This window comes from Ancylobacter sp. IITR112 (genome assembly GCF_041415945.1).
Lineage (GTDB): Bacteria > Pseudomonadota > Alphaproteobacteria > Rhizobiales > Xanthobacteraceae > Ancylobacter.
In genome coordinates this window covers 3,169,545-3,189,738 of record NZ_JBGCUS010000001.1, presented here as the reverse complement: position 1 = coordinate 3,189,738, position 20,194 = coordinate 3,169,545, and the positions used below count along the sequence as shown (strand labels likewise).

Genomic DNA, 20,194 nt, shown 5'->3' with positions numbered 1-20,194 from the left:
GCCTATATCCGGTAATAGTCCCGGTACCACGCCACGAAGCGCGCCACGCCTTCGCGGAACGGGGTGTGCGGGCGAAAGCCGGTGAGCGCGTGCAAAAGGCTGGCATCGGCCCAGGTGGCGGGCACGTCGCCGGCCTGCATCGGCAGGTAGTTGCGGATGGCCTTGCGGCCGATTTCCGCCTCGATGGCGTCGACGAAGTCGAGAAGCCGCACCTTGTCGGAATTGCCGATATTCACCACGCGGAACGGCGCGGCCGGGCTCAGGCTGTCGCCTTGCACCGGCGCGTCGCGCGCGTCGGGGAGCGGTGGCACCGTGTCGATCAGCAGGCGGATCCCCTGCACGAGGTCGTCGACATAGGTGAAGTCGCGCCACATCTCGCCGTGATTATAGATGTCGATCGGCGCACCTTCGAGAATGCCGCGTGTGAACTTGAACAGCGCCATGTCAGGCCGGCCCCAGGGACCGTAGACCGTGAAGAAGCGGAACAGGGTGGTCGGCAGGGCGTAGATATGGGCATAGGAATGCCCCATCGCCTCGCTCGCCTTCTTGGTGGCGGCATAGATGGTGAGCGGCGTGTCGGCCTTGTCGGTCTCACGGAACGGCATCTCCTCATTGGCGCCATAGACCGAGGAGGTCGAGGCCATGAGCAGATGCTGCACCGGCACCGCCCGGGCGCATTCCATCACATTGAACGTGCCGACGATATTGGCGTCGATATAGGCGCGCGGCTTTTCCAGGCTGTAGCGCACGCCGGCCTGGGCGGCGAGATGGACGATGACATCCGGTCGGAACGCCTCAACGGTGCGCTGGAGCGTGTCGAAATCCTCCAGCATCGCCTCGGTGGCGGCGAAGCCTTCATTCTGCGCCAGCAGGACGTGGCGGCGCTGCTTGAGCCGGACATCGTAATAGTCCGTCATCCCGTCATAGCCGTGAACACGCCAGCCTTCCGCGAGCAGAAGGCGCGCGAGGTGGAAGCCGATGAAGCCCGCCGTGCCTGTGATGAAAATGCGCCGCTGCGCCACGCCCGTCCTCCGCTGCCGCGACAGGACGGTCGCGGCATTGCCCGGTCGCCTTGTTACGCCGCGTCGGCGGGGATGGGAAGCGCGGGCGGCGGCGGGGTGTCAGCCCACCGCGCGCAGATGGCGGATCGGCCGGCCCGGGGTCATCGCCTGCGCGGCCCGCACCATGCCCTGCGCGTCGATACCGACATGGCGGTAGAGGTCGGCAATGGTCCCGGTCTGGCCGAAATGTTCGACGCCCAGCGCCCGGGCGCGGTGGCCATGCACCGAGCCGAGCCAGCCCAGAGTCGCCGGGTGGCCGTCGACGGCGGAGATGATGGCGCAGCCGGGTGGCACGGCGTTGAGCAGTGTTTCGACATGCGCCTTCGCGCCGGCATTGCCCCCCTCGCGGGCGCGCTGCGCCGCCGTCCAGCCGCCATGCAGCCGGTCGGCCGAGGTGACGGCGAGCAGGCCGACATCGCGCCGGTCCTCGGCGATCAGCCCCACCGCCTCGATGGCTTCCGGCGCCAGCGCACCGGCATAGGCGATCACCACCTGCGCGTTCGGCCCCGGTCGGCGCAGCCAATAGCCGCCGGCGACGATGTCGGCCGCCAGCGCCGCGTCCATGGTCCGGCGCGGTTGCTCGATGCTGCGGGTGGACAGGCGCAGATAGGTGGAGCCGCCATCCTCCGCCTGCGCATGCTGGAAGGCGAAGCGCAGAATGACCGCGAGTTCGTCGACAAAGGCCGGCTCGAAGCTCGCCAGCCCGTCCTGCGCCATGCCGATCAGCGGCGTGGCGATGGACTGGTGCGCGCCGCCTTCCGGCGCCAGCGTCACCCCGGAAGGGGTGGCGGCGAGGATGAAGCGGGCATCCTGGTAGCAGGCATAGTTCAGTGCATCGAGCCCGCGCTCGATGAAGGGATCGTACAGCGTGCCGATGGGCAGCAGCCGCTCGCCGAACAGCGAATGCGACAGGCCGAGCGCGGAGAGCAGGGTGAACAGGTTCATCTCGGCGATGCCGAGTTCCATGTGCTGGCCGCCGGGGCCGAACTCCCAATTATAGGTCGAGGGAATCCGCTCCTTTCGGAAGGTATCGGCCATCTCTTCGCGGGCGAACAGCTTGCGCCGGTTCACCCACGCCCCGAGATTGGTCGAGACGGTGACATCGGGCGAGGTGGTGACGACGCGGCGGGCGAAATCGTCCTCGCGCTTGCCGATCTCATTCAGCAGCAGGCCGAAACCCTGCTGGGTCGACATGACGGGCTGCAGCGGCACGTCGAGCGCCGCCGGCACCTCGATCTTCGGCGGCGTGTGGCGGCGCGTGCCCCCCGCGCGGAACGGCACCGCGTCGAGAAAGGCCTGCAGTCGGGCCGGCGGGGTGGTGAGGCCCTCGAACCGATCCCATTCATGCCCCTCGCGCACGCCATGGCGTGCGCGCAGGCCCTGTAGCTGCGTCGGGGTCATCAGCCCGGCATGGTTGTCCTTGTGGCCGGCGAGCGGCAGGCCGAAGCCCTTGATGGTGTAGGCGATGAAGCAGACCGGCCGGTCATGGGTGCGCGCCGCCTCGAAGGCGTCGATCAGCGAGGGCAAATCGTGCCCGCCGAGATTGCCCATCAGCGCGGCGAGCTCGTCATCCGAGCGCCGCTCGATCAGCGCGGTGACCTCGCTTTGGTCGCCGATCTCGTCCAGCAGCCTTTTGCGCCACGCCGTGCCGCCCTGGAAGGTCAGCGCCGAATAGAGTTGGTTCGGGCAGGTGTCGATCCAGTGCTTGAGCGCCGCGCCGCCCGGCTCCTGGAACGCCGCCTGCTGCAACTGGCCATATTTCAGGATCACTACATCCCAGCCGAAGCTGCGGAAAATGGATTCGAACCGTTCCCACAGCCCTTCGCGCACCACGGCATCGAGGCTCTGGCGGTTATAATCGACGATCCACCAGGTGTTGCGCAGGCCGTGCTTCCAGCCCTCCAGCAGCGCCTCGAAGATGTTGCCCTCGTCCATCTCCGCATCGCCGACAAGGGCCACCATCTTGCCCTCGGCGCTCGGACCCAGCCCCTTGGCGGCGAGATAGTCCTGCACCAGCGAGGCGAACAGCGTCTGCGCCACGCCGAGCCCGACCGAGCCGGTGGAGAAATCCACGTCGTCCACGTCCTTGGTGCGCGAGGGATAGGACTGCGCGCCGCCAAGCCCGCGGAAATTCTCCAGCTTCTCCCGCGTCTGCCTGCCGAAGAGATACTGGATGGCATGGAAGATCGGGCTCGCATGCGGCTTCACCGCCACCCGGTCCTGCGGCCGCAGCGCCTTGAGGTAAAGCGCGGTCATGATGGTGGCCATGGAGGCGGAGGAGGCCTGATGGCCGCCCACCTTCAGCCCATCCGCATTGGGGCGCAGATGATTGGCGTTGTGGATGGTCCAGGTCGCCAGCCAGAGAATCTTGCGCTCCAGCTCGGCGAGAATGGCGATGTCGTCGGCACGGCGTTCGGCGCTTGCGGTCATGGTCGGCACTCCCGGCTCATCCATCGACAAAGCTTAGGGAGGGCGCGCCAGCATGTGCAGCTATTCAGGCGCACCTGCGCGCCCTATCCTGGCTGAATTCATCTCTGATCGGCCATTTCGTGGTGTTTCATGCCAGAATTGAAAGTCGACGCCATCGACCGCAAGATCCTCGCTCTTCTCCAGCAGGACGCGCATATGACGATGGAGACGCTGGCCGGCGCGGTCGGCCTCTCGCCCTCGCCCTGCGCCCGGCGGGTGCGCAACCTTGAAGCGGCCGGCGTTATCAAGCGCTATGTCGCGGTCGTGGATCAGGACAAGATCGGCCTGCCGGTCAGCGTCTTCGCCTCAATCAAGCTGGAGCGTCAGCGTGAGGATGAACTCGACCGCTTCGCCAAGGCCATCGCCCGCTGGCCGGAGATCGTCGAATGCTACCTCATGACCGGGCAGCGGGACTATCTGCTGCGCATCGTGGTCAAGGACCTGCCGGCCTATGAGGCCTTCCTCAAGCGCACGCTGACCCGGTTGGACGGTGTCGCCTCGATCGAATCGAGCTTCGCGCTGAGCCAGGTGAAGCACGCCCAGGCGCTGCCGGTGGAGTAGACGCCCCTTTATTGCTATACCCATGAAGGGCGGCGGGAACGTCGGGGGCCTCCTGCTCCCGTTATCCTCACACGTCGTCCCGTCCGCAATGTCCCGCCGAGGTTGTTCATGCGTCTGCGTCCGTTCATCAGCCACGTCCTGCGTAAGTGTGTGCCGTTCTATCAGGCGCACAAGACAAAGACGCTCTACGCCTCTCACATGCCTGTTCTTCTCGGCGTCGGCGGCATCGTGGCGCCGAGACGTGTGCTGGAACTGGGATCCGGCACCATCAGCACGCCGGCTTTTCTCAAGCCGGGGCTGTTTCCCTCCATCGAGCGGCTGGATTCGCTAGAAGACGATCCGGTCTGGGGTGAGAAGGTGCGCCGCCATATCGGAACGCACCCGAAGCTTCGGCTGCAGCAGGTCGCTTCGGTGCCGCAATGGGCGGCAGAGGCGGACCTTGCCGCCTATGATCTCATTTTCATCGACGATTCGGTAAGCGCCGAACTGCGGGCACGCACGATCGGCCATGTGCTCGCGCGAGCCGCTGCCGAAGCGGTGGTCGTCGTCCATGATTTCGAGATGCCGGAATATCAGGCGGCAGTGCCGGCCGGCTTCGAGCGCCTCACCATTTCAAGCTTCCGCCCGATGACCGGTGTGGTCTGGCGCAGCGAGCGCCGGACGGCGGCGTTCGAACAGCTTGCGCGCGACATCGAGGCACGCAAGTCTCTGTCGCCGCTTCGCTATTCCACGTGGCGGCGCTCTCTGACCGGAAGTGCGGGGCATCCCGGCTGATGGCGATCTTGCCCGCCGCACGCCTATTCGTGGCCCGCAACTGTGTGTTTCCGCATGGAAGATCGACGACATGACAAGAGTGATCCCTATTGCGGGCTTATCCGGGGTCCCGTTCCAACGCCGTTTGACACACGGATGGCTTGCTGCGCCAGTGCCTTCCCGAAGGGCACGACCTCAACCGTCACGGCCGGGCTGAGATCGGCGCCATAGCCGCCGCGCTCAACGCTGGACCGCGAGCACCCTGGACTGGAAGATGCCGGCTGAGGCGCTTGACGCGCTGTTCCGGCACGCCGAAAAGCGACCCGTCGCGACGACCGATTGAATTCGCCGACATGGGAGTCGCGCGGCGATGAAGGGCCTGAAGTCACATTTTTCCGTAAAAGGAGTTGAGTGTCCCTATGCGCGTCGCGATGATCGGTACGGGTTATGTCGGCCTGGTCTCTGGCACCTGCTTTTCCGACTTTGGCCACGACGTTACCTGCGTCGACAATGATCTCTCCAAGATCGAGCGGCTGAAGGCCGGTATCATGCCGATCTTCGAGCCGGGGCTGGATGATCTCGTCGCCCGCAACGTGGCCGGGGGGCGGCTGCACTTCACCACCGATCTGCCCGCCGCCGTGGCCGGTGCCGAGGTCGTGTTCATCGCGGTCGGCACGCCCTCGCGCCGCGGCGACGGCCATGCCGACCTGTCCTATGTCCACGCCGCCGCCCGCGAGATCGCCCGCGCCGCCACCGGCTTCACCGTCGTCGTCACCAAATCGACCGTGCCTGTCGGGACGGGCGCCGATCTCGAGGCGATCATCCGCGAGGAAGCGCCGGACGCCGACATCGCCGTCGTCTCCAATCCGGAATTCCTGCGCGAGGGCGCCGCCATCGAGGACTTCAAGCGGCCGGACCGCATCGTGGTCGGCACCGGCGACCCGCGCGCCCGCGAGGTCATGGCCGCGCTCTATCGTCCGCTTTCGCTCAACGCCGCGCCGCTGCTGTTCACCGAGCGGGCCAATGCCGAGCTGATCAAATACGCCAGCAATGCCTTCCTCGCGATGAAGATCACCTTCATCAACGAAATGGCCGATCTGTGCGAGAAGGTCGGCGGCGACGTGCAGGAAGTGGCGCGCGGCATCGGGCTCGACCGTCGCATCGGCCCGAAATTCCTGCATGCCGGGCCGGGTTATGGCGGCTCCTGCTTTCCCAAGGACACGCTGGCCCTCGCCCGCACCGCGCAGGAAGCCGGCACGCCGCTGCGCCTGATCGAGACCGTCACCACGCTGAACGACACCCGCAAGGCGGCGATGGGCCGCCGGGTACTGGAAGCGCTGAGCGTGCCCCCGCGCGGCGCCACCGTCGCCGTGCTCGGCCTCACCTTCAAGCCCAACACCGACGACATGCGCGACAGCCCGGCGATCAACATCGTGCAGTCGCTGGTCGACCGCGGGGTGAGGATCCGCGCCTATGATCCCGTCGGGATGGAGGAGGCGCGCAAGGTTCTGCCCGACGGCATCCATTATGCGAGCGGCCCCTATGAGTGCGCCGAGGGCGCGGACGCTCTCGTCATCGTCACCGAATGGGATGCCTTCCGTGCCCTCGACCTCAACCGGCTGAAGGCGCAGTTGCGCAGCCCCATCGTCGTCGATCTGCGCAACATCTACCCGCCCGAAGACCTGATCCGCCGCGGCTTCACCTATGTCGGCATCGGCCGCGCCGACACCGCCCGACGCTCAGGAATGTCCTCAGGTGATTGAGCGGGGAAGGCCGCCGAAAGCAACATGGAAGCTGCCGATCTCCCGGCTTTCCCAGTGAGCCGGCTCCGGTCCTCGCCCGCTTGCGGGCCTCAAGATGGAAATGACATGTATGGCAGGTGCACGAATGTGCCATTTCATGCCATCCATGGCCCGCTGATCCCGCTCGTCCAAATGGAAAACGAACGCCGAGGCCCCCATGTCCCCTCCCGCACCCATCCGCATCGGCGTCGGCGGCTGGACCTTCGAGCCCTGGCGCGGGGTGTTCTATCCCGACGGCCTGACCCAGAAGCGCGAGCTGGAATATGCCGCGTCCAAGCTCACCGCCATCGAGATCAACGGCACCTATTACGGCTCGCAAAAGCCGGAGAGCTTCGCCAAATGGCATGCGGAGACGCCGGAAGGCTTCATCTTCACGCTGAAAGGCCCGCGCTTCACCACCAATCGCCGGGTGCTGGCCGAGGCGGGCGCGTCCATTGAGCGCTTCTTCGCCAGCGGCGTCACCGAGCTGAAGGAAAAGCTCGGCCCGGTGAACTGGCAGTTCATGGCCACCAAGAAGTTCGATCCGGACGATTTCGCCGCCTTCCTCGCCCTGCTGCCGAAGCGCGTCGACGGCCGCGACATCCGCCATGCGGTGGAGGTGCGGCATGAGAGCTTCAAATCGCCGGATTTCGTCGCGCTGGCGCGCGAGCATAACGTCGCCATCGTCCATGCCGGCGACAGCGATTTCCCTGCCATAGCCGATGTCACCGCCTCCTTCGTCTATGCCCGCATCATGGGAACAACCGAGGACGAGGCGCTGGGCTATGGCGAGACGGCGCTCGACTTCTGGGCCGCCACCGCGCGGGCCTGGGCCAAGGGCGAGACGCCGGAAGCCCACAAGCCGGCCCTGCTCGCCGCGCCCGCGTCGGCGATGCCGCGCGAGGTGTTCCTGTTCGTCATTTCCGGCTTCAAGCCGCGCAACCCCGCCGCCGCGCAGGCGCTTATCGCGCGGGTGTGAACGGGGCGGGGGCAAACACCAGCCGCGCCTTTGTGCCCGTCGGGGCGTGACGGGTGATTTCCAACCGCCCGCCATGCAGCGCGGCGATGCGGCGGACGATTTCCAGCCCGATGCCGAGGCCACCGGCGCGGCGGTAATGGCCGGGCGGGTCGGTCGCCTCGCCCGGCGCGTCGGGGTCGAAGCCGCGCCCGTCATCGAGGACAGCGATGCCCGGCCCGTCATCGCTGCGCACGGTGATGGAGACCCCCGGCCCGGCATGGCGCAGCGCGTTCTCGATCAGATTGCGCACCGCGTCCTTCAGCAGCGCGGCATTGCCGGGCACGTAAACCTCGCCCGCCTCCTCAAAGCCGATGCGGGCACCGCGGGCATAGACCATCGGCGCCAGCGTGCCGACCATGTCGCGGCCGATCTCATTGAGCGGCACGGGCGTGAAGCCGCTGCGGTCGGCGGCCTCCAGCCGCGCCAGCATCACCATCTGCTCGATGAAATGGGTCAATTCATCCAGTTCCCCCAGCGCGCGGTGCGCGGCGGGGTGGTCGATCCGCTCCAGTTCCAGCCGGATCACCGCCAGCGGCGTGCGGATTTCATGGGCGATGGCCGACGTGAACAGCTTCTGCGCGTTCATCAATTCGCGGGTGCGGGCATAGGAGCGGTTGACCGCCCCGGCCAGTTGGGCGATCTCGCGCGGCATGCCGGCCTCATCGAGCCGCGCATCCGGGCTCAGCGGGTCGAGCCGCTCGGCCGCGCCGGCGGCCGCCGTCACCGGGCGCAGCGCGGCGCGGATGGACAGCAGCGTCGCCCCCAGCACGAAGATGAGGGTGAGGCTCATCGGCAGCACCATATGGTCCAGCACCTCATGCGCCAGCACGCCCCACACGGCGCCCTGCGGGTCGCCCGTCACCGCCACCTCGATGAAGGCGTCGCGCGGTCCGATCGCCACCGTGCGCCCGCCGGCAAAGCTCAGCGGATAGCCCGAGGTCAGCGTGCGCAGCCAGAAGGAGGGCGGGTTGAGGTCGAGCGGGAGAAAATGCGCGGTGCAGGCATCGTCGCAATGCGAGAACAGCACCACGCCCTGCGCGGTGCGCACGCGGGCGACATAGCCCGTGCCCGCCGCGCCGTAGCGGCCGCGCAGGTCCTCCGGCAGCTCATAGGCAAGGCGGGCGCCATGCAGCGACAGCCCTTCCGCCAGTTCGACGGTTTCCTGTTCCAGCACCAGCCGGGCCATATTGTCGGGGTCGCTGCCATAGTCGACCAGCACCGCGACAAGCTGCGCCAGCATGGCGAGCGCGGCGAACAGCACGATGCGCAGCGCGACGAGGCGCCCGAGCGGCGCGCGGCCGGCCCGCTTCACCCTTCGGTCTCGCGAAGGAGATAGCCGACGCCGCGCACCGTCTCGATGGCGGTGCGGGTAGGGTAGGGCGCCAGCCGCCGGCGCAGGCGCGACATCAGCACCTCGATGGCGTTGGGGCTGATTTCCTCGTCATATTCGGACAGCGCCTCTTCCAGCCCGCGCTTGGGCGTCACCCGGCCGGCATTGCGCAGCAATATTTCCAGTGTCGCCCGCTCGCGCGGGGCGAGCGCGATCACTTCCTCGCCGCAGCGCGCCTCCTGCGTCGCCGGATCGAAGCGCAGCGCGCCGGCTTCCAGCACCGGGTCGGCGGAAACCGGGGCGCGGCGCAGCAAGGCGCGGGCGCGGGCGAGCAGTTCGCCATTGTTGAACGGCTTGGTGAGATAGTCGTCGGCACCGGCATCGAGCCCGGCAATGCGCTCATCCACCGCCCCGCGCGCGGTCAGCACCAGCACCGGCGTGCCGTTGCGGTTGCGCCGCAGGCCGCGGACCACATCGAGCCCGTCGCCATCGGGCAGGCCGAGATCGAGCAGCACGAGGTCGTAATGGGTGGTGGCCAGCGCCTCCTGCGCTTCCGCCACGCCGCCGACGGCGTCGAGCCGCCAGCCCGCCATGCGGATGGTTTCGCCGACAAGCTCGCGCAGGCGCGCGCTGTCTTCAACCAGCAGAAGCCGCATCCGCGCTCACCGTCTTTTCCAACCCGTCACCATGGACCATACGAGGTTCTCGCGGTGACGCCAGCTTTCGAACAGCGCCGCCGCCGCGTGCAGCAGGGCAAGCACCAGTATGGCATTGGCGAGGCCTTCGTGAAGCGCCTCCAGCCAGTCCTCGCCCCAGAAGGCGTCGAGCGTCGTCATCCAGCCGGTGAGGCAGACGGCGGCGAGCAGCGCCATCAGCGCCAGCATCATCACCGCCCCGGCCGGGTTGTGGCCGAGCATGCGCGGTTCCTCGCCGCGCAGCAAGGCGCGGACATAGGCGATGAGCCGGGAGGGCGTCGGAATGAAGTCGGCAAAACGTGCGTGCTTTGTGCCGATGAAGCCCCAGACGAGGCGGACGGCCAGAGCGGCGGCGACGGCATAGCCGACAATCTTGTGCGGTAGTTCGCCATCTTCCAGAACGAACAGGTTGAGGACGCAGCCGGCGACGACGGTCCAGTGGAACAGGCGCACGACCGGATCCCACACCCGGACGCTGGCGCCCGCGGCCGACGGCGAGACGCCGCCGGCCTGAGCGACCCTGTCGGTCATCCGTCGATCTCGGACTTCACGACGGCGCCGGTCACCGGGTTGAAGTAAACTTCGGCCTTCTTGTTGTCCTTGGTGTAGCCGTAGATTTCATAGCAGGAGCCGGAGACCTTGAAGGTCTTGATCTTCTGGTAGCCCATCTCGGCCACCTTGGCCTTCATGGCGTCCTCGGTCATCCACTTGTCCTTGGCTTCCGTCGTGCAGACAGGGCCGGCGAAAGCGGCGACGGGCGCGAGGACGGAGAAGGCTATGAGCCCGGCAACGATCTTCTTCATGATGCTTTCCTGATCCAGTGATCGCCGTCAGCGGCGACACCCGGAACGTAGCGGCAGGAGGCTGTCCGCCACCTGTCAGGACACCATGAGCAATCGTCTAACGCCGTCATCGCGGCCGCCGCCGAAGACGGAGAGCCGGGATCGCGGAGGGATGCGAGGAGAAGCCGGCACACGCTGCGTTGCCGGCTTCGTTTCTCATCGGCGGACGCCGCTCACTTGCCCCCCGACCATTTCCACTCCCGCACTTCCGGCATGTCGAGGCCGTGGGCGCGGATATAGCGGGCGTGCTCGGTCAGCTTGTCGCGGATCGCCTGGCGCACATGGGTGTTGGTCTTCAGTTGCGGCACCCGGTCCAGCACATCGGCGACGAGGTGGAAGCGGTCCAGCCGGTTGCGCACCACCATGTCGAAGGGCGTGGTGGTGGAGCCTTCCTCGACATAGCCGCGCACATGCATGTTGTCGTGGTTGGTGCGGCGATAGGCGAGGCGGTGGATCAGCCAGGGATAGCCGTGATAGGCGAAGATGACCGGCTTGTCGGTGGTGAAAAGCGCGTCGAAATCGGTCTCCGACAGGCCGTGCGGGTGCTCGGACTGCGGCTGCAGCGTCATCAGGTCGACCACATTGACCACGCGCACCTTGAGATCGGGGAAGAAGCCGCGCAGCAGGTCGGCGGCGGCCAGCGTCTCCAGCGTGGGCACGTCGCCGGCGCAGGCCAGCACCACGTCGGGGTCGACGCCGCCATCGGTGGAGGCCCATTCCCACATGCCGATGCCCTTGGCGCAGTGCTTGATCGCGCTGTCCATGTCGAGCCATTGCGGCGCGGGCTGCTTGCCGGCGACGATGACATTGACCCGGTTCCACGAGCGCAGGCAGTGGTCGGTGACATAGAGCAGCGTGTTGGCGTCCGGCGGCAGGTAGACGCGCACGATCTCCGCCTTCTTGTTCACCACATGGTCGATGAAGCCGGGGTCCTGATGGCTGAAGCCGTTATGGTCCTGGCGCCACACATGCGAGGTCAGCAAATAGTTGAGCGAGGCGATGGGCCGGCGCCATTCCACCTCCTTGGACGATTTCAGCCATTTGGCGTGCTGGTTGAACATCGAATCGACGATGTGGATGAACGCCTCGTAGCAGGAGAACAGCCCGTGGCGGCCGGTGAGCAGATAGCCCTCCAGCCAGCCCTGGCACATATGTTCGGACAGCATTTCCATCACCCGCCCGTCGCGGGCGAGATGGTCGTCATAGGAAAGGGTTTCCGCGTCCCAGGCGCGGTTGGTCACCTCGAACAGCGCCTGCAGCCGGTTGGAGGCGGTCTCGTCCGGGCCGAAGACGCGGAAATTCTTCGCCGCCTCGTTCTCCTTCATCACGTCGCGCAGGAAGGTGCCCATGATGAAGGTGGATTCGAGTTCCTTCTCGCCGGGATGGGCGACCTCCACCGCATAGGCGGTGAAATCGGGCAGGCGCAGCGGCCGGCGCAGCGCGCCGCCATTGGCGTGCGGGTTGGCGCTCATGCGCTTCACCCCCTCCGGCGCCAGCGCGGCGATCTCGGGCTTCAGCGTCCCCGCCTCGTCGAACAGCTCGTCCGGCTTGTAGCTCTTCATCCAGTCTTCGAGCAGGGTCAGGTGCTCGGGCTTCGACATGTCGGCGAACGGCACCTGGTGCGAGCGCCAGAAGCCCTCCGCCTTCTTGCCGTCCACCGTCTTCGGGCCGGTCCAGCCCTTGGGCGAGCGCAGCACGATCATCGGCCAGCGCGGGCGGTCGGTGTCGCCGCGGGTGCGCGCCGCCTCCTGGATCGCGCGGATCTTGCCATGCGCCTCATTCAGCGCCGCCGCCATCGCCTGGTGCATCGGCTCGGGGTCTTCACCCTCGACGAAGATCGGCTCGTAGCCATAGCCCTCGAACAGGCTTTTCAGCTCCTCATGCGGGATGCGGGCGAGCACGGTCGGGTTGGCGATCTTGTAGCCGTTGAGGTGCAGGATCGGCAGCACCGCGCCGTCGCTGGCGGGGTTGAGGAACTTGTTGCCGTGCCAGGAGGTGGCGAGCGGGCCGGTTTCCGCCTCGCCATCGCCGACCACGCAGGCGACGATCAGCTCGGGATTGTCCAGCACCGCGCCATAGGCGTGGGAGAGCGAATAGCCGAGTTCGCCGCCCTCATGGATCGAGCCGGGGGTTTCCGGCGCCGCGTGGCTGGGAATGCCGCCGGGGAAGGAGAACTGCCGGAACAGCCGGCACAGCCCGGCCTCGTCCTGCGAGACATCGGGGTAGAGCTCGCTATAGGTGCCTTCGAGATAGGTCGCCGCCACCACGCCGGGCGCGCCATGGCCGGGGCCGGCGATGAACAGGATTTCCGCGCCGGTGTCGCGGATCAGCCGGTTGAGATGGACGTAGAGGAAGTTCAGCCCCGGCGTGGTGCCCCAATGGCCGAGCAGGCGAGGCTTCACATGCTCCAGCGTCAGCTTCTCGCGCAGCAGCGGGTTGGCGAGCAGGTAGATCTGCCCGACGGAGAGATAATTCGCCGCCCGCCACCAGGCGTTCATGCGGTTGAGAAGGTCCGGCGCGAGAGTGTCCGTCGCCTGCTGCGATGCCATTGATCTGTCCTCTGCGTGGGTTACCGTTGGGTGAGATAGGGCGTTGCGCGTCCGGGTCACGGCACCAGCACCGCCGCCCCCTGAAAATGGCCCGCGCGTAGATCGGCGAGGGCGTCATTGGCCTGTTCCAGCCGGTAGACATGGGTGGTCGCCCGCACCCCGGCCTGCGGGGCGAGGGCGAGGAATTCGTGCGCATCGGCGCGGGTGAGGTTGGCGACCGAGAGCACCTGCCGCTCTTCCCATAGGAGTGCATAGGGAAATTGCGGGATGTCGCTCATATGAATGCCGCCGCACACAACCCGCCCGCCTTTTCGCACCGCGCGCAAAGCGAGCGGCACCAGCGCGCCGACGGGGGCGAAGATCAGCGCGGCGTCGAGCGGCACCGGCGGCGCCTCGCCCGAGCTTCCGGCCCAGACCGCGCCGAGCGAGAGGGCGAGCTGCTGCGCGCCCTCGTCCCCCGCGCGGGTGAAGGCATAGACCTCGCGCCCCTGCCAGCGGCAGAGCTGGGCGATGAGATGGGCGGCGGCGCCGAAGCCATAGAGCCCGACGCGCGGCGCCTCGCCCGCCAGTTTCAGCGTGCGCCAGCCGATCAGCCCGGCGCACATCAGCGGCGCGGCGGCGACGGGGTCGTCGAAGCCGATGAGCGGAAAGCAATAGGCGGCATCGGCGATCACATGGCTGGCGAAGCCGCCATCGCGGGTGTAGCCGGTGAAGGCGGGGGCGTCGCACAGGTTCTCGCGCTGGCTGGCGCAATAGGGGCAGTGGCCGCAAGTGTGGCCGAGCCAGGGAATGCCGACGCGGGTGCCGAGCGCCGGGGCATCCACCCCCTCGCCCTGCGCCTCGACAAGGCCGACCACCTCATGGCCGGGGATGATGGGCAGCGGGCCGGGTGGCAGATCGCCGTCGACGACGTGAAGATCGGTGCGGCACACGGCGCAGGCTTCCACCCGCACCCGGATTTCCCCGGGGCCGGGCGCCGGCAGCGCGCGCTGTTCGAAACGCAGCGCCTCGCCAGTGGCGTGGAGCACCATGGCCTTCATCAAGGGGACCTCACGGGTGATGGCGGCGGCATCCAACAGGCTCATGGGCGTCCCTTCGTTGATCGTGGTCAAGACGCAGGTGCAAATGACGGCTACTCATGCGCATCTGTTCGTGGACAATGTTTCGCGAGCAACTGGCGGATGCGGCGCGGCGCCCCATCCTTTTCTTGATGAGCGGCTGCAATCCTAGGGAGCCACGATGGCAGGTCAGCGACGGTTCCAGGCTTTCTCTCTCGCGCTCCTGCTCGCGGCCGCTCTGGCGCATCCCGCCGGCGCGCAGGAGGGGGCGGCCACTACGCCGCCCGCCTCCCTCGGCGCGCGGCTGCAGGCGCTGATCGGCAAGCTCACCGGCAACCGGCTGCCGGCCGGCATCTTTTCCACCAATGGGCGGATCGAGGCCGAGCAGGTGCTGGTCGCCGCCAAACTCGCCGGCCGCGTGCTCGCCGTGCTGGTGGAGGAAGGCCAGACGGTGGAGACCGGGCAGGTCGTCGCCCGCATGGACACGTCGGAGCTTGAGGCGCAGCTCGCCGGTGCGCAGGCGCAGGTGCGCCGGGCGGAAAAGGCGATCGCCGAGGCGGATGCCGCCATCGCCCAGCGCCAGAGCGAGCGCACCCTCGCCGAACAGGAATATGAGCGCGCCGCCAAGCTGAAGGACAGCGGCTTCGGCACGGCCCAGTCGCTCGATCTGCGCCAGAGCCAGCTCAATGTCGCGCTCGCCGCGCTGAAGGCGGCGCAGGCTTCGCTGGATGAGGCCGATGCCGCCGCCGACGCGGCGCGGGCGGAAGTGGCGCGGGTGCAATCGCTGATCGACGATTCCACCCTGCGGGCGCCCCGGCGCGGGCGGGTCGAATACAAGCTGGTGCAGTCGGGCGAGGTGGTGGCGGCCGGCGCGCCCATCGTCACCCTGCTCGACCTGTCGGATGTCTATATGACCGTGTTCGTGCCGGCCCGCATCGCCGGCCGTCTGGCGCTGGGCGACGAGGCGCGCATCATCCTCGATCCCGCGCCGGAATATGTGGTGCCGGCCAAGGTGAGCTTCGTCGCCACCGGCGCGCAGTTCACCCCGAAATCGGTGGAAACGGCGGATGAGCGCGAGAAGCTGATGTTCCGCGCCAAGCTGCGCATCGCGCCGGAGCTGCTGCGGCAATATGAGGACCGGGTCAAGGCCGGCGTGCGCGGCCTCGCCTATGTCCGCACCGATCCGGCGACGCCCTGGCCCGACACTCTCGCGGTCAAGCTGCCGCAATGAGCGGGGATGCGGGCGCGCCCGTTGTCGCGCTGGCCGGCGTCACCCATCGCTATGGCAGGACGCTGGCGCTGGACGGGGTCGACCTCGCCGTGCCGGCCGGCTGCATGGCCGGGCTGATCGGTCCGGACGGGGTGGGCAAATCCACTTTGCTCGGCCTCGCCGCTGGCGTCACCCGTATTCAGGACGGCCATGTCGGTGTGCTCGGCGGCGATATGGCGTCGCGCGACTGGCGCCGGCAGGCGGGCGGGCGCATCGCCTATATGCCGCAGGGGCTGGGGCGAAACCTCTACCCGACGCTGTCCATCGCGGAGAATCTCGACTTTTTCGGCCGGCTGTTCGGCCAGGGCGCGGCGGAGCGGGAAGAGCGCATCGCCGAACTGCTGGCCGCCACCGGCCTCGCCCCCTTCGCGGCGCGCCCGGCCGGCAAGCTCTCCGGCGGCATGAAGCAGAAGCTCGGCATCTGCGCCGCGCTGATCCATGATCCCGATCTCGTCATTCTCGACGAGCCGACCACCGGCATCGACCCGCTGTCGCGCCGGCAGTTCTGGGAATTGATGGCGCGGCTGCGCGAGCGCCGCCCCTCCATGAGCGTCATCGTCGCCACCGCCTATATGGAGGAGGCCGAGCGCTTCGACTGGCTGGCGGCGATGAATGCCGGCAAGGTTCTCGCCACCGGCACGCCGGCCGAGATCCGCGCCAAGGCGGGGGAGGCGACGCTGGAGCGCGCCTTCGTTGCTTTGCTCCCCGAGGCCGAGCGGGCGCAGGACGGCCCGCTGCCGGACCTGCCCCGGGTGATCCATGATGGCGAGCCGGCGATCGAGGCCAACGGCCTCACCCGCCGCTTCGGCGATTTCGTCGCCGTCGACCATGTGAATTTCCGCATCGAGCGCGGCGAGATTTTCGGCTTTCTCGGCTCCAACGGCTCGGGCAAGTCGACGACGATGAAGATGCTCACCGGGCTGCTGCCCGCCAGCGAGGGCGAGGCGAAGCTGTTCGGCGCGCCGCTGGCTGGCGGCGACATGGAAACGCGCAAGCGCGTCGGCTACATGTCGCAGGCCTTCTCGCTCTATGGCGAACTCACCGTGCGGCAGAATCTGGTGCTGCACGCGCAATTGTTCGAGATCCCCGAGATCGAGGCGCGCGTCGCCGAGATGGAACGGCGCTTCGACCTCGCCGGCGTCGCCGATGTTCGCCCGGAAAGCCTGCCGCTCGGCATCCGCCAGCGGTTGCAGCTCGCCGTGGCGGTAATCCATCGCCCGGAAATCCTCATCCTCGACGAGCCGACCTCCGGCGTCGATCCGGTGGCGCGCGACGGCTTCTGGCGCACGCTGATCGAACTCTCGCGCCAGGATGGGGTGACGATCTTCCTCTCCACCCATTTCATGAACGAGGCCGAGCGCTGCGACCGCATCTCGCTGATGCATGCCGGCAAGGTGCTGGCGGTGGGCACGCCGGAGGCGCTGAAGCGCGAGCGCGGCATGGACACGCTGGAAGAAGTGTTCATCGCCGTGCTGGAAGAGGCCGGCATGGGGCGCGAGGAGGGAAGCGTCGAGCTGAAACAACGCCCGGCGACGCTAGCGCCGGTGAGGCGCTTCGATGCCGGCCGGCTGTGGGCCTATGCTCGGCGCGAGGCGCTGGAAATAGTCCGCGACCCCGCCCGCCTCGCCTTCGCCCTCATCGGCCCGATCCTGCTCCTGTTCACCTTCGGCTACGGCATCTCCTTCGATGTCGAGAAGCTGCCCTATGCCGCCTTCGACCAGGACCGCAGCGCCCAGAGCCGGCAGGTGCTGGAGAGCTTCGAGGGCTCGCGCTATTTCGAAACCCATGCGCCCATATCCTCGATCGAGGAGCTGGAAACCCGCCTGAAGAGCGGCGAACTGAAGCTCGCCATCGAAATCCCTCCGAATTTCGGCCGCGACCTCCTGCGCGAGCGCTCACCCGAAATCGGCGTCTGGCTCGACGGCTCCATGCCGTTCCGCGCCGAGACCACCCGCGGCTATGTGCAGGGCATCGCCCAGAGCTATCTTGCCGACGCGGAAGAACGCACCAGCGGCACGGCGAGCGCCACCGCGCCCTTCACCCTTGAGCCGCGCTACCGCTACAATCAGGCGTTCAAGAGCGTGAACGCCATGGTGCCGAACGTCATCATGCTGATGCTGGTGCTGATCCCCGCCATCATGAGCGCGCTCGGCGTGGTGAAGGAGAAGGAGACCGGCTCCATCACCAATTTCCAGTCGACCCCGGTGACGCGGTTCGAATTCCTGCTCGGCAAGCAACTGCCCTATGTCGCCATCGCCTTTGTCAGCTTCCTCACCATGGTGGTGGCGGCATGGCTGGTGTTCGCCGTGCCGGTGAAGGGCTCCTTCGCCACGCTGGCCTTCGGCTCGCTGGTCTATGTGTTCTCCACCACCGCCTTCGGCCTGCTGGTGTCGAGCTTCGTCAAGAGCCAGGTGGCGGCGATCTTCGCCACCGCCATTGTCGCCATCATCCCGGCGGTGAATTTCTCCGGCCTGCTGGTGCCGGTGTCCTCGCTGTCGGGCGGGGCGCGGCTGATGGGCCTCGCCTTCCCCTCGGCCTGGTATCAGCAGGTGAGCGTCGGCACCTTCACCAAGGCGCTCGGCTTCGGCGCGCTGTGGCACGACATCGCCATGGTGTTCGCGCTGGCGCTCGTCTTCATCGCCGGCGCCATGCTGGCGCTGCGCAAGCAGGGGGCGTGAGCATGTTCGCCCGCCTCATTCGCATCTGGCGCCTCGGCGTCAAGGAACTGTACAGCCTGAAGGCCGACCCCGTGCTGGCCGGGCTGATCCTCTACACCTTCACGGTGGCGGTCTACACCGTCTCGGTCGGCGCCAAGTTCGAGGTGGAGAACGCGGCGGTGGCCGTGGTGGACGAGGACCACAGCGCGCTGTCCCGCCGCCTGCGCGACGCGCTGCTGCAACCCTTCTTCAAAGAGCCGGTGCTGCTCTCCGCCCCCGAGGTCGACGCGGCGATGGATGCCGGGCGCTATGTCTTCGTGCTCACCATTCCGCCGAAATTCGAGCACGACCTGATCGCCGGCCGCGACCCGGCGCTGCAGCTCGACATCGACGCCACCGCCATGTCGCAGGCCGGCAATGGCGCGTCCTACATCCAGAACATCATGACGCAGGAAGTGGCGGCGGCGATGGGGGGCAGCGCCACCACGCCGGTGAACCTGGTCATCCGGCCGAAATTCAACGCCAATCTCACCTCCGCCTGGTTCACGGCGGTGATGCAGGTCATCAACAATGTCACCATGCTCGCCGTCATCCTCTCCGGCGCGGCGCTGATCCGCGAGCGCGAGCACGGCACGATCGAGCATCTGCTCGTCATGCCGGTGACCCCGAACGAGATCATGCTGGCGAAGATCTGGGCCAATGGCCTCGTCATCGTGGTGGCGGCGACGCTGTCGCTCATCATCGTCGTCGAGCGCCTTCTCGGCGTGCCGGTGCAGGGCTCCGTCGTGCTCTTCGTCGCCTCCATGCTGGTCTACCAGTTCTCGGTCACGGCGCTCGGCATATTGGTGGCGACGGTGTCGACCTCCATGGCGCAGTTCGGCCTCATCGTCATGCCGATCCTCATCGTCATGAACCTCCTGTCCGGCTCCACCACGCCGATGGAGAGCATGCCCGCCTGGCTGCAGAATGTGATGCAGCTCTCGCCCTCCACCCATTTCGTCGCTCTGTCGCAGGCGGTGCTCTATCGCGGTGCCGGGCTGGCGGTGATCTGGCCGAACCTTCTCGCGCTCGCCGCCATCGGCGCCGCCTTTTTCGGGCTGGCGGCGCTGCGCTTCCGCAAGGCGCTGCAAGCGGCGGGTTGAGCGGCGTGCAAGCTGGCGGGGGCGCCACGCCCCTTGTGCGGCGCGGCGAATGACCGTCTAATGGCGCCGCCGGGCACCAGAGCCGTTGCCCGCGCTCCGGCAGGGATTGCCGACCGCCCCTGATCTGCGGGGCCGTCCGCGCCTGTGCGAAGGATGGCCACGCCCTTGCCGCGGAGTGCCCATGCACGGCTCCTTCTCGCCCGACCTCGCCGCCTATCGCCTCGCCGCCGAGCCCTATTACCGCCCGGTCGGCGATGAGATCGCCGTGTTCGAAGCGGCCTGGCGCCACCGCCTGCCGGTGATGCTGAAAGGCCCCACCGGCTGCGGCAAGACCCGCTTTGTCGAACACATGGCCTGGCGGCTCGGCCGGCCACTGATCACCGTGGCGGCGCATGAGGACATGACCGCCGCCGACCTCGCCGGCCGCTTCCTGCTCGGTCCCGAGGGCACGGTGTGGCAGGACGGGCCGCTGACCCAGGCGGTGCGCCATGGCGCCATCTGCTATCTCGACGAGATCGTCGAGGCCCGGCAGGACACCACCGTCGTCATCCACCCGCTCACCGATGCGCGGCGCCTGCTGCCGCTGGAAAAGCGCAATGAGCTGATCCCCGCCCATGCCGATTTCCAGCTCGTCATCTCCTACAACCCCGGCTACCAGAGCGCGGTGAAGGATCTGAAGGAGTCGACCAAGCAGCGCTTCGTCGCCATTGCCTTCGACTATCCCGCCCCGGAGCTGGAAGCCGAGATCGTCACGCGCGAGGCAGGCACCGACCTCTCTCTGGCGCGCCTTCTCGTCGCCATCGCCGCCTGCTCGCGAAACCTGCGCGGCCAGGGGCTGGAAGAGGGCGCCTCGACCCGCATGCTCATTCATGCCGGGCGGCTGGCGGCCGGCGGCGTGCCGCTGCCGGCGGCGGTGGAGGCGGCGATCGTCCTGCCGCTGACCGACGATGCCGAGATGCGCCGCGTGCTCGGCGCGGCGATATCCGCCTGCCTCCCATGAATCCGCCT

Annotated in this window: 16 protein-coding genes; 8 read left to right on the top strand and 8 right to left on the bottom strand. The window is 67.7% G+C overall.

Annotation, left to right across the window (positions count from 1 at the left end):
• Positions 1–2: 2 nt before the first annotated feature.
• Positions 3–1,022 (bottom strand): NAD-dependent epimerase/dehydratase family protein, encoded by a 1,020-nt coding sequence (locus AAC979_RS15165; RefSeq protein ID WP_371347700.1) that lies wholly within the window; start codon positions 1,020–1,022, stop codon positions 3–5.
• Between the two features lie 99 nt (positions 1,023–1,121).
• Entirely contained in the window at positions 1,122–3,491 is a 2,370-nt protein-coding gene (locus AAC979_RS15160) for a transketolase (RefSeq protein ID WP_371347699.1), read from the bottom strand.
• A 129-nt stretch (positions 3,492–3,620) separates the two neighbouring features.
• Between AAC979_RS15160 and AAC979_RS15155 the strand changes: the two genes are divergently transcribed.
• From AAC979_RS15155 to AAC979_RS15140, 4 genes are all read left to right on the top strand, one after another.
• Entirely contained in the window at positions 3,621–4,091 is a 471-nt protein-coding gene (locus tag AAC979_RS15155; protein ID WP_371347698.1) for an Lrp/AsnC family transcriptional regulator, read from the top strand.
• 108 nt (positions 4,092–4,199) lie between these two features.
• Complete coding sequence (locus AAC979_RS15150; protein WP_371347697.1) at positions 4,200–4,865, top strand: hypothetical protein; 666 nt, start codon at positions 4,200–4,202, stop codon at positions 4,863–4,865.
• Positions 4,866–5,263: 398 nt separating this feature from the next.
• Positions 5,264–6,607, top strand: a complete 1,344-nt coding sequence (locus tag AAC979_RS15145; protein ID WP_371347696.1) for a UDP-glucose/GDP-mannose dehydrogenase family protein — start codon at positions 5,264–5,266, stop codon at positions 6,605–6,607.
• 196 nt (positions 6,608–6,803) lie between these two features.
• Positions 6,804–7,604: a DUF72 domain-containing protein gene (locus AAC979_RS15140; protein ID WP_371347695.1), complete on the top strand. Its 801-nt coding sequence runs from the start codon at positions 6,804–6,806 to the stop codon at positions 7,602–7,604.
• Here the strand turns inward: AAC979_RS15140 and AAC979_RS15135 are convergent.
• The 6 genes from AAC979_RS15135 to AAC979_RS15110 form a co-directional block, all read right to left on the bottom strand.
• Positions 7,588–8,955, bottom strand: a complete 1,368-nt coding sequence (locus AAC979_RS15135; RefSeq protein WP_371347694.1) for an ATP-binding protein — start codon at positions 8,953–8,955, stop codon at positions 7,588–7,590. The genes AAC979_RS15140 and AAC979_RS15135 overlap by 17 nt on opposite strands.
• On the bottom strand, positions 8,952–9,629 hold the full coding sequence (locus tag AAC979_RS15130) for a response regulator (protein WP_371347693.1): 678 nt from the start codon (positions 9,627–9,629) through the stop codon (positions 8,952–8,954). The genes AAC979_RS15135 and AAC979_RS15130 overlap by 4 nt, the downstream gene beginning before the upstream one ends.
• Positions 9,630–9,635: 6 nt before the next feature.
• Positions 9,636–10,199, bottom strand: coding sequence for a cytochrome b/b6 domain-containing protein (locus AAC979_RS15125; protein ID WP_371347692.1), 564 nt, complete (start codon positions 10,197–10,199; stop codon positions 9,636–9,638).
• The gene (locus AAC979_RS15120; RefSeq protein WP_371347691.1) at positions 10,196–10,471 is read right to left on the bottom strand and encodes a PepSY domain-containing protein; all 276 of its coding nucleotides are present in this window, start codon (positions 10,469–10,471) and stop codon (positions 10,196–10,198) included. Before AAC979_RS15120 ends, AAC979_RS15125 begins: the two co-directional genes overlap by 4 nt.
• 212 nt (positions 10,472–10,683) lie before the next feature.
• A complete protein-coding gene (locus AAC979_RS15115) occupies positions 10,684–13,059 on the bottom strand; it encodes a phosphoketolase (RefSeq protein ID WP_371347690.1) in 2,376 nt (791 codons plus the stop codon).
• Between the two features lie 56 nt (positions 13,060–13,115).
• Positions 13,116–14,099 (bottom strand): zinc-dependent alcohol dehydrogenase family protein, encoded by a 984-nt coding sequence (locus AAC979_RS15110; RefSeq protein ID WP_371349070.1) that lies wholly within the window; start codon positions 14,097–14,099, stop codon positions 13,116–13,118.
• A 199-nt stretch (positions 14,100–14,298) separates the two neighbouring features.
• Here AAC979_RS15110 and AAC979_RS15105 point away from each other — a divergent pair, with 199 nt between their 5' ends.
• From AAC979_RS15105 to AAC979_RS15090, 4 genes are all read left to right on the top strand, one after another.
• Positions 14,299–15,348: an HlyD family secretion protein gene (locus tag AAC979_RS15105; protein ID WP_371347689.1), complete on the top strand. Its 1,050-nt coding sequence runs from the start codon at positions 14,299–14,301 to the stop codon at positions 15,346–15,348.
• Positions 15,345–18,065: a ribosome-associated ATPase/putative transporter RbbA gene (rbbA, locus tag AAC979_RS15100; protein ID WP_371347688.1), complete on the top strand. Its 2,721-nt coding sequence runs from the start codon at positions 15,345–15,347 to the stop codon at positions 18,063–18,065. The genes AAC979_RS15105 and rbbA overlap by 4 nt, the downstream gene beginning before the upstream one ends.
• Before the next feature lie 2 nt (positions 18,066–18,067).
• The gene (locus AAC979_RS15095) at positions 18,068–19,186 is read left to right on the top strand and encodes an ABC transporter permease (RefSeq protein ID WP_371347687.1); all 1,119 of its coding nucleotides are present in this window, start codon (positions 18,068–18,070) and stop codon (positions 19,184–19,186) included.
• A gap of 181 nt (positions 19,187–19,367) precedes the next feature.
• A complete protein-coding gene (locus AAC979_RS15090; protein WP_371347686.1) occupies positions 19,368–20,186 on the top strand; it encodes a CbbQ/NirQ/NorQ/GpvN family protein in 819 nt (272 codons plus the stop codon).
• Positions 20,187–20,194 lie beyond the last annotated feature (8 nt).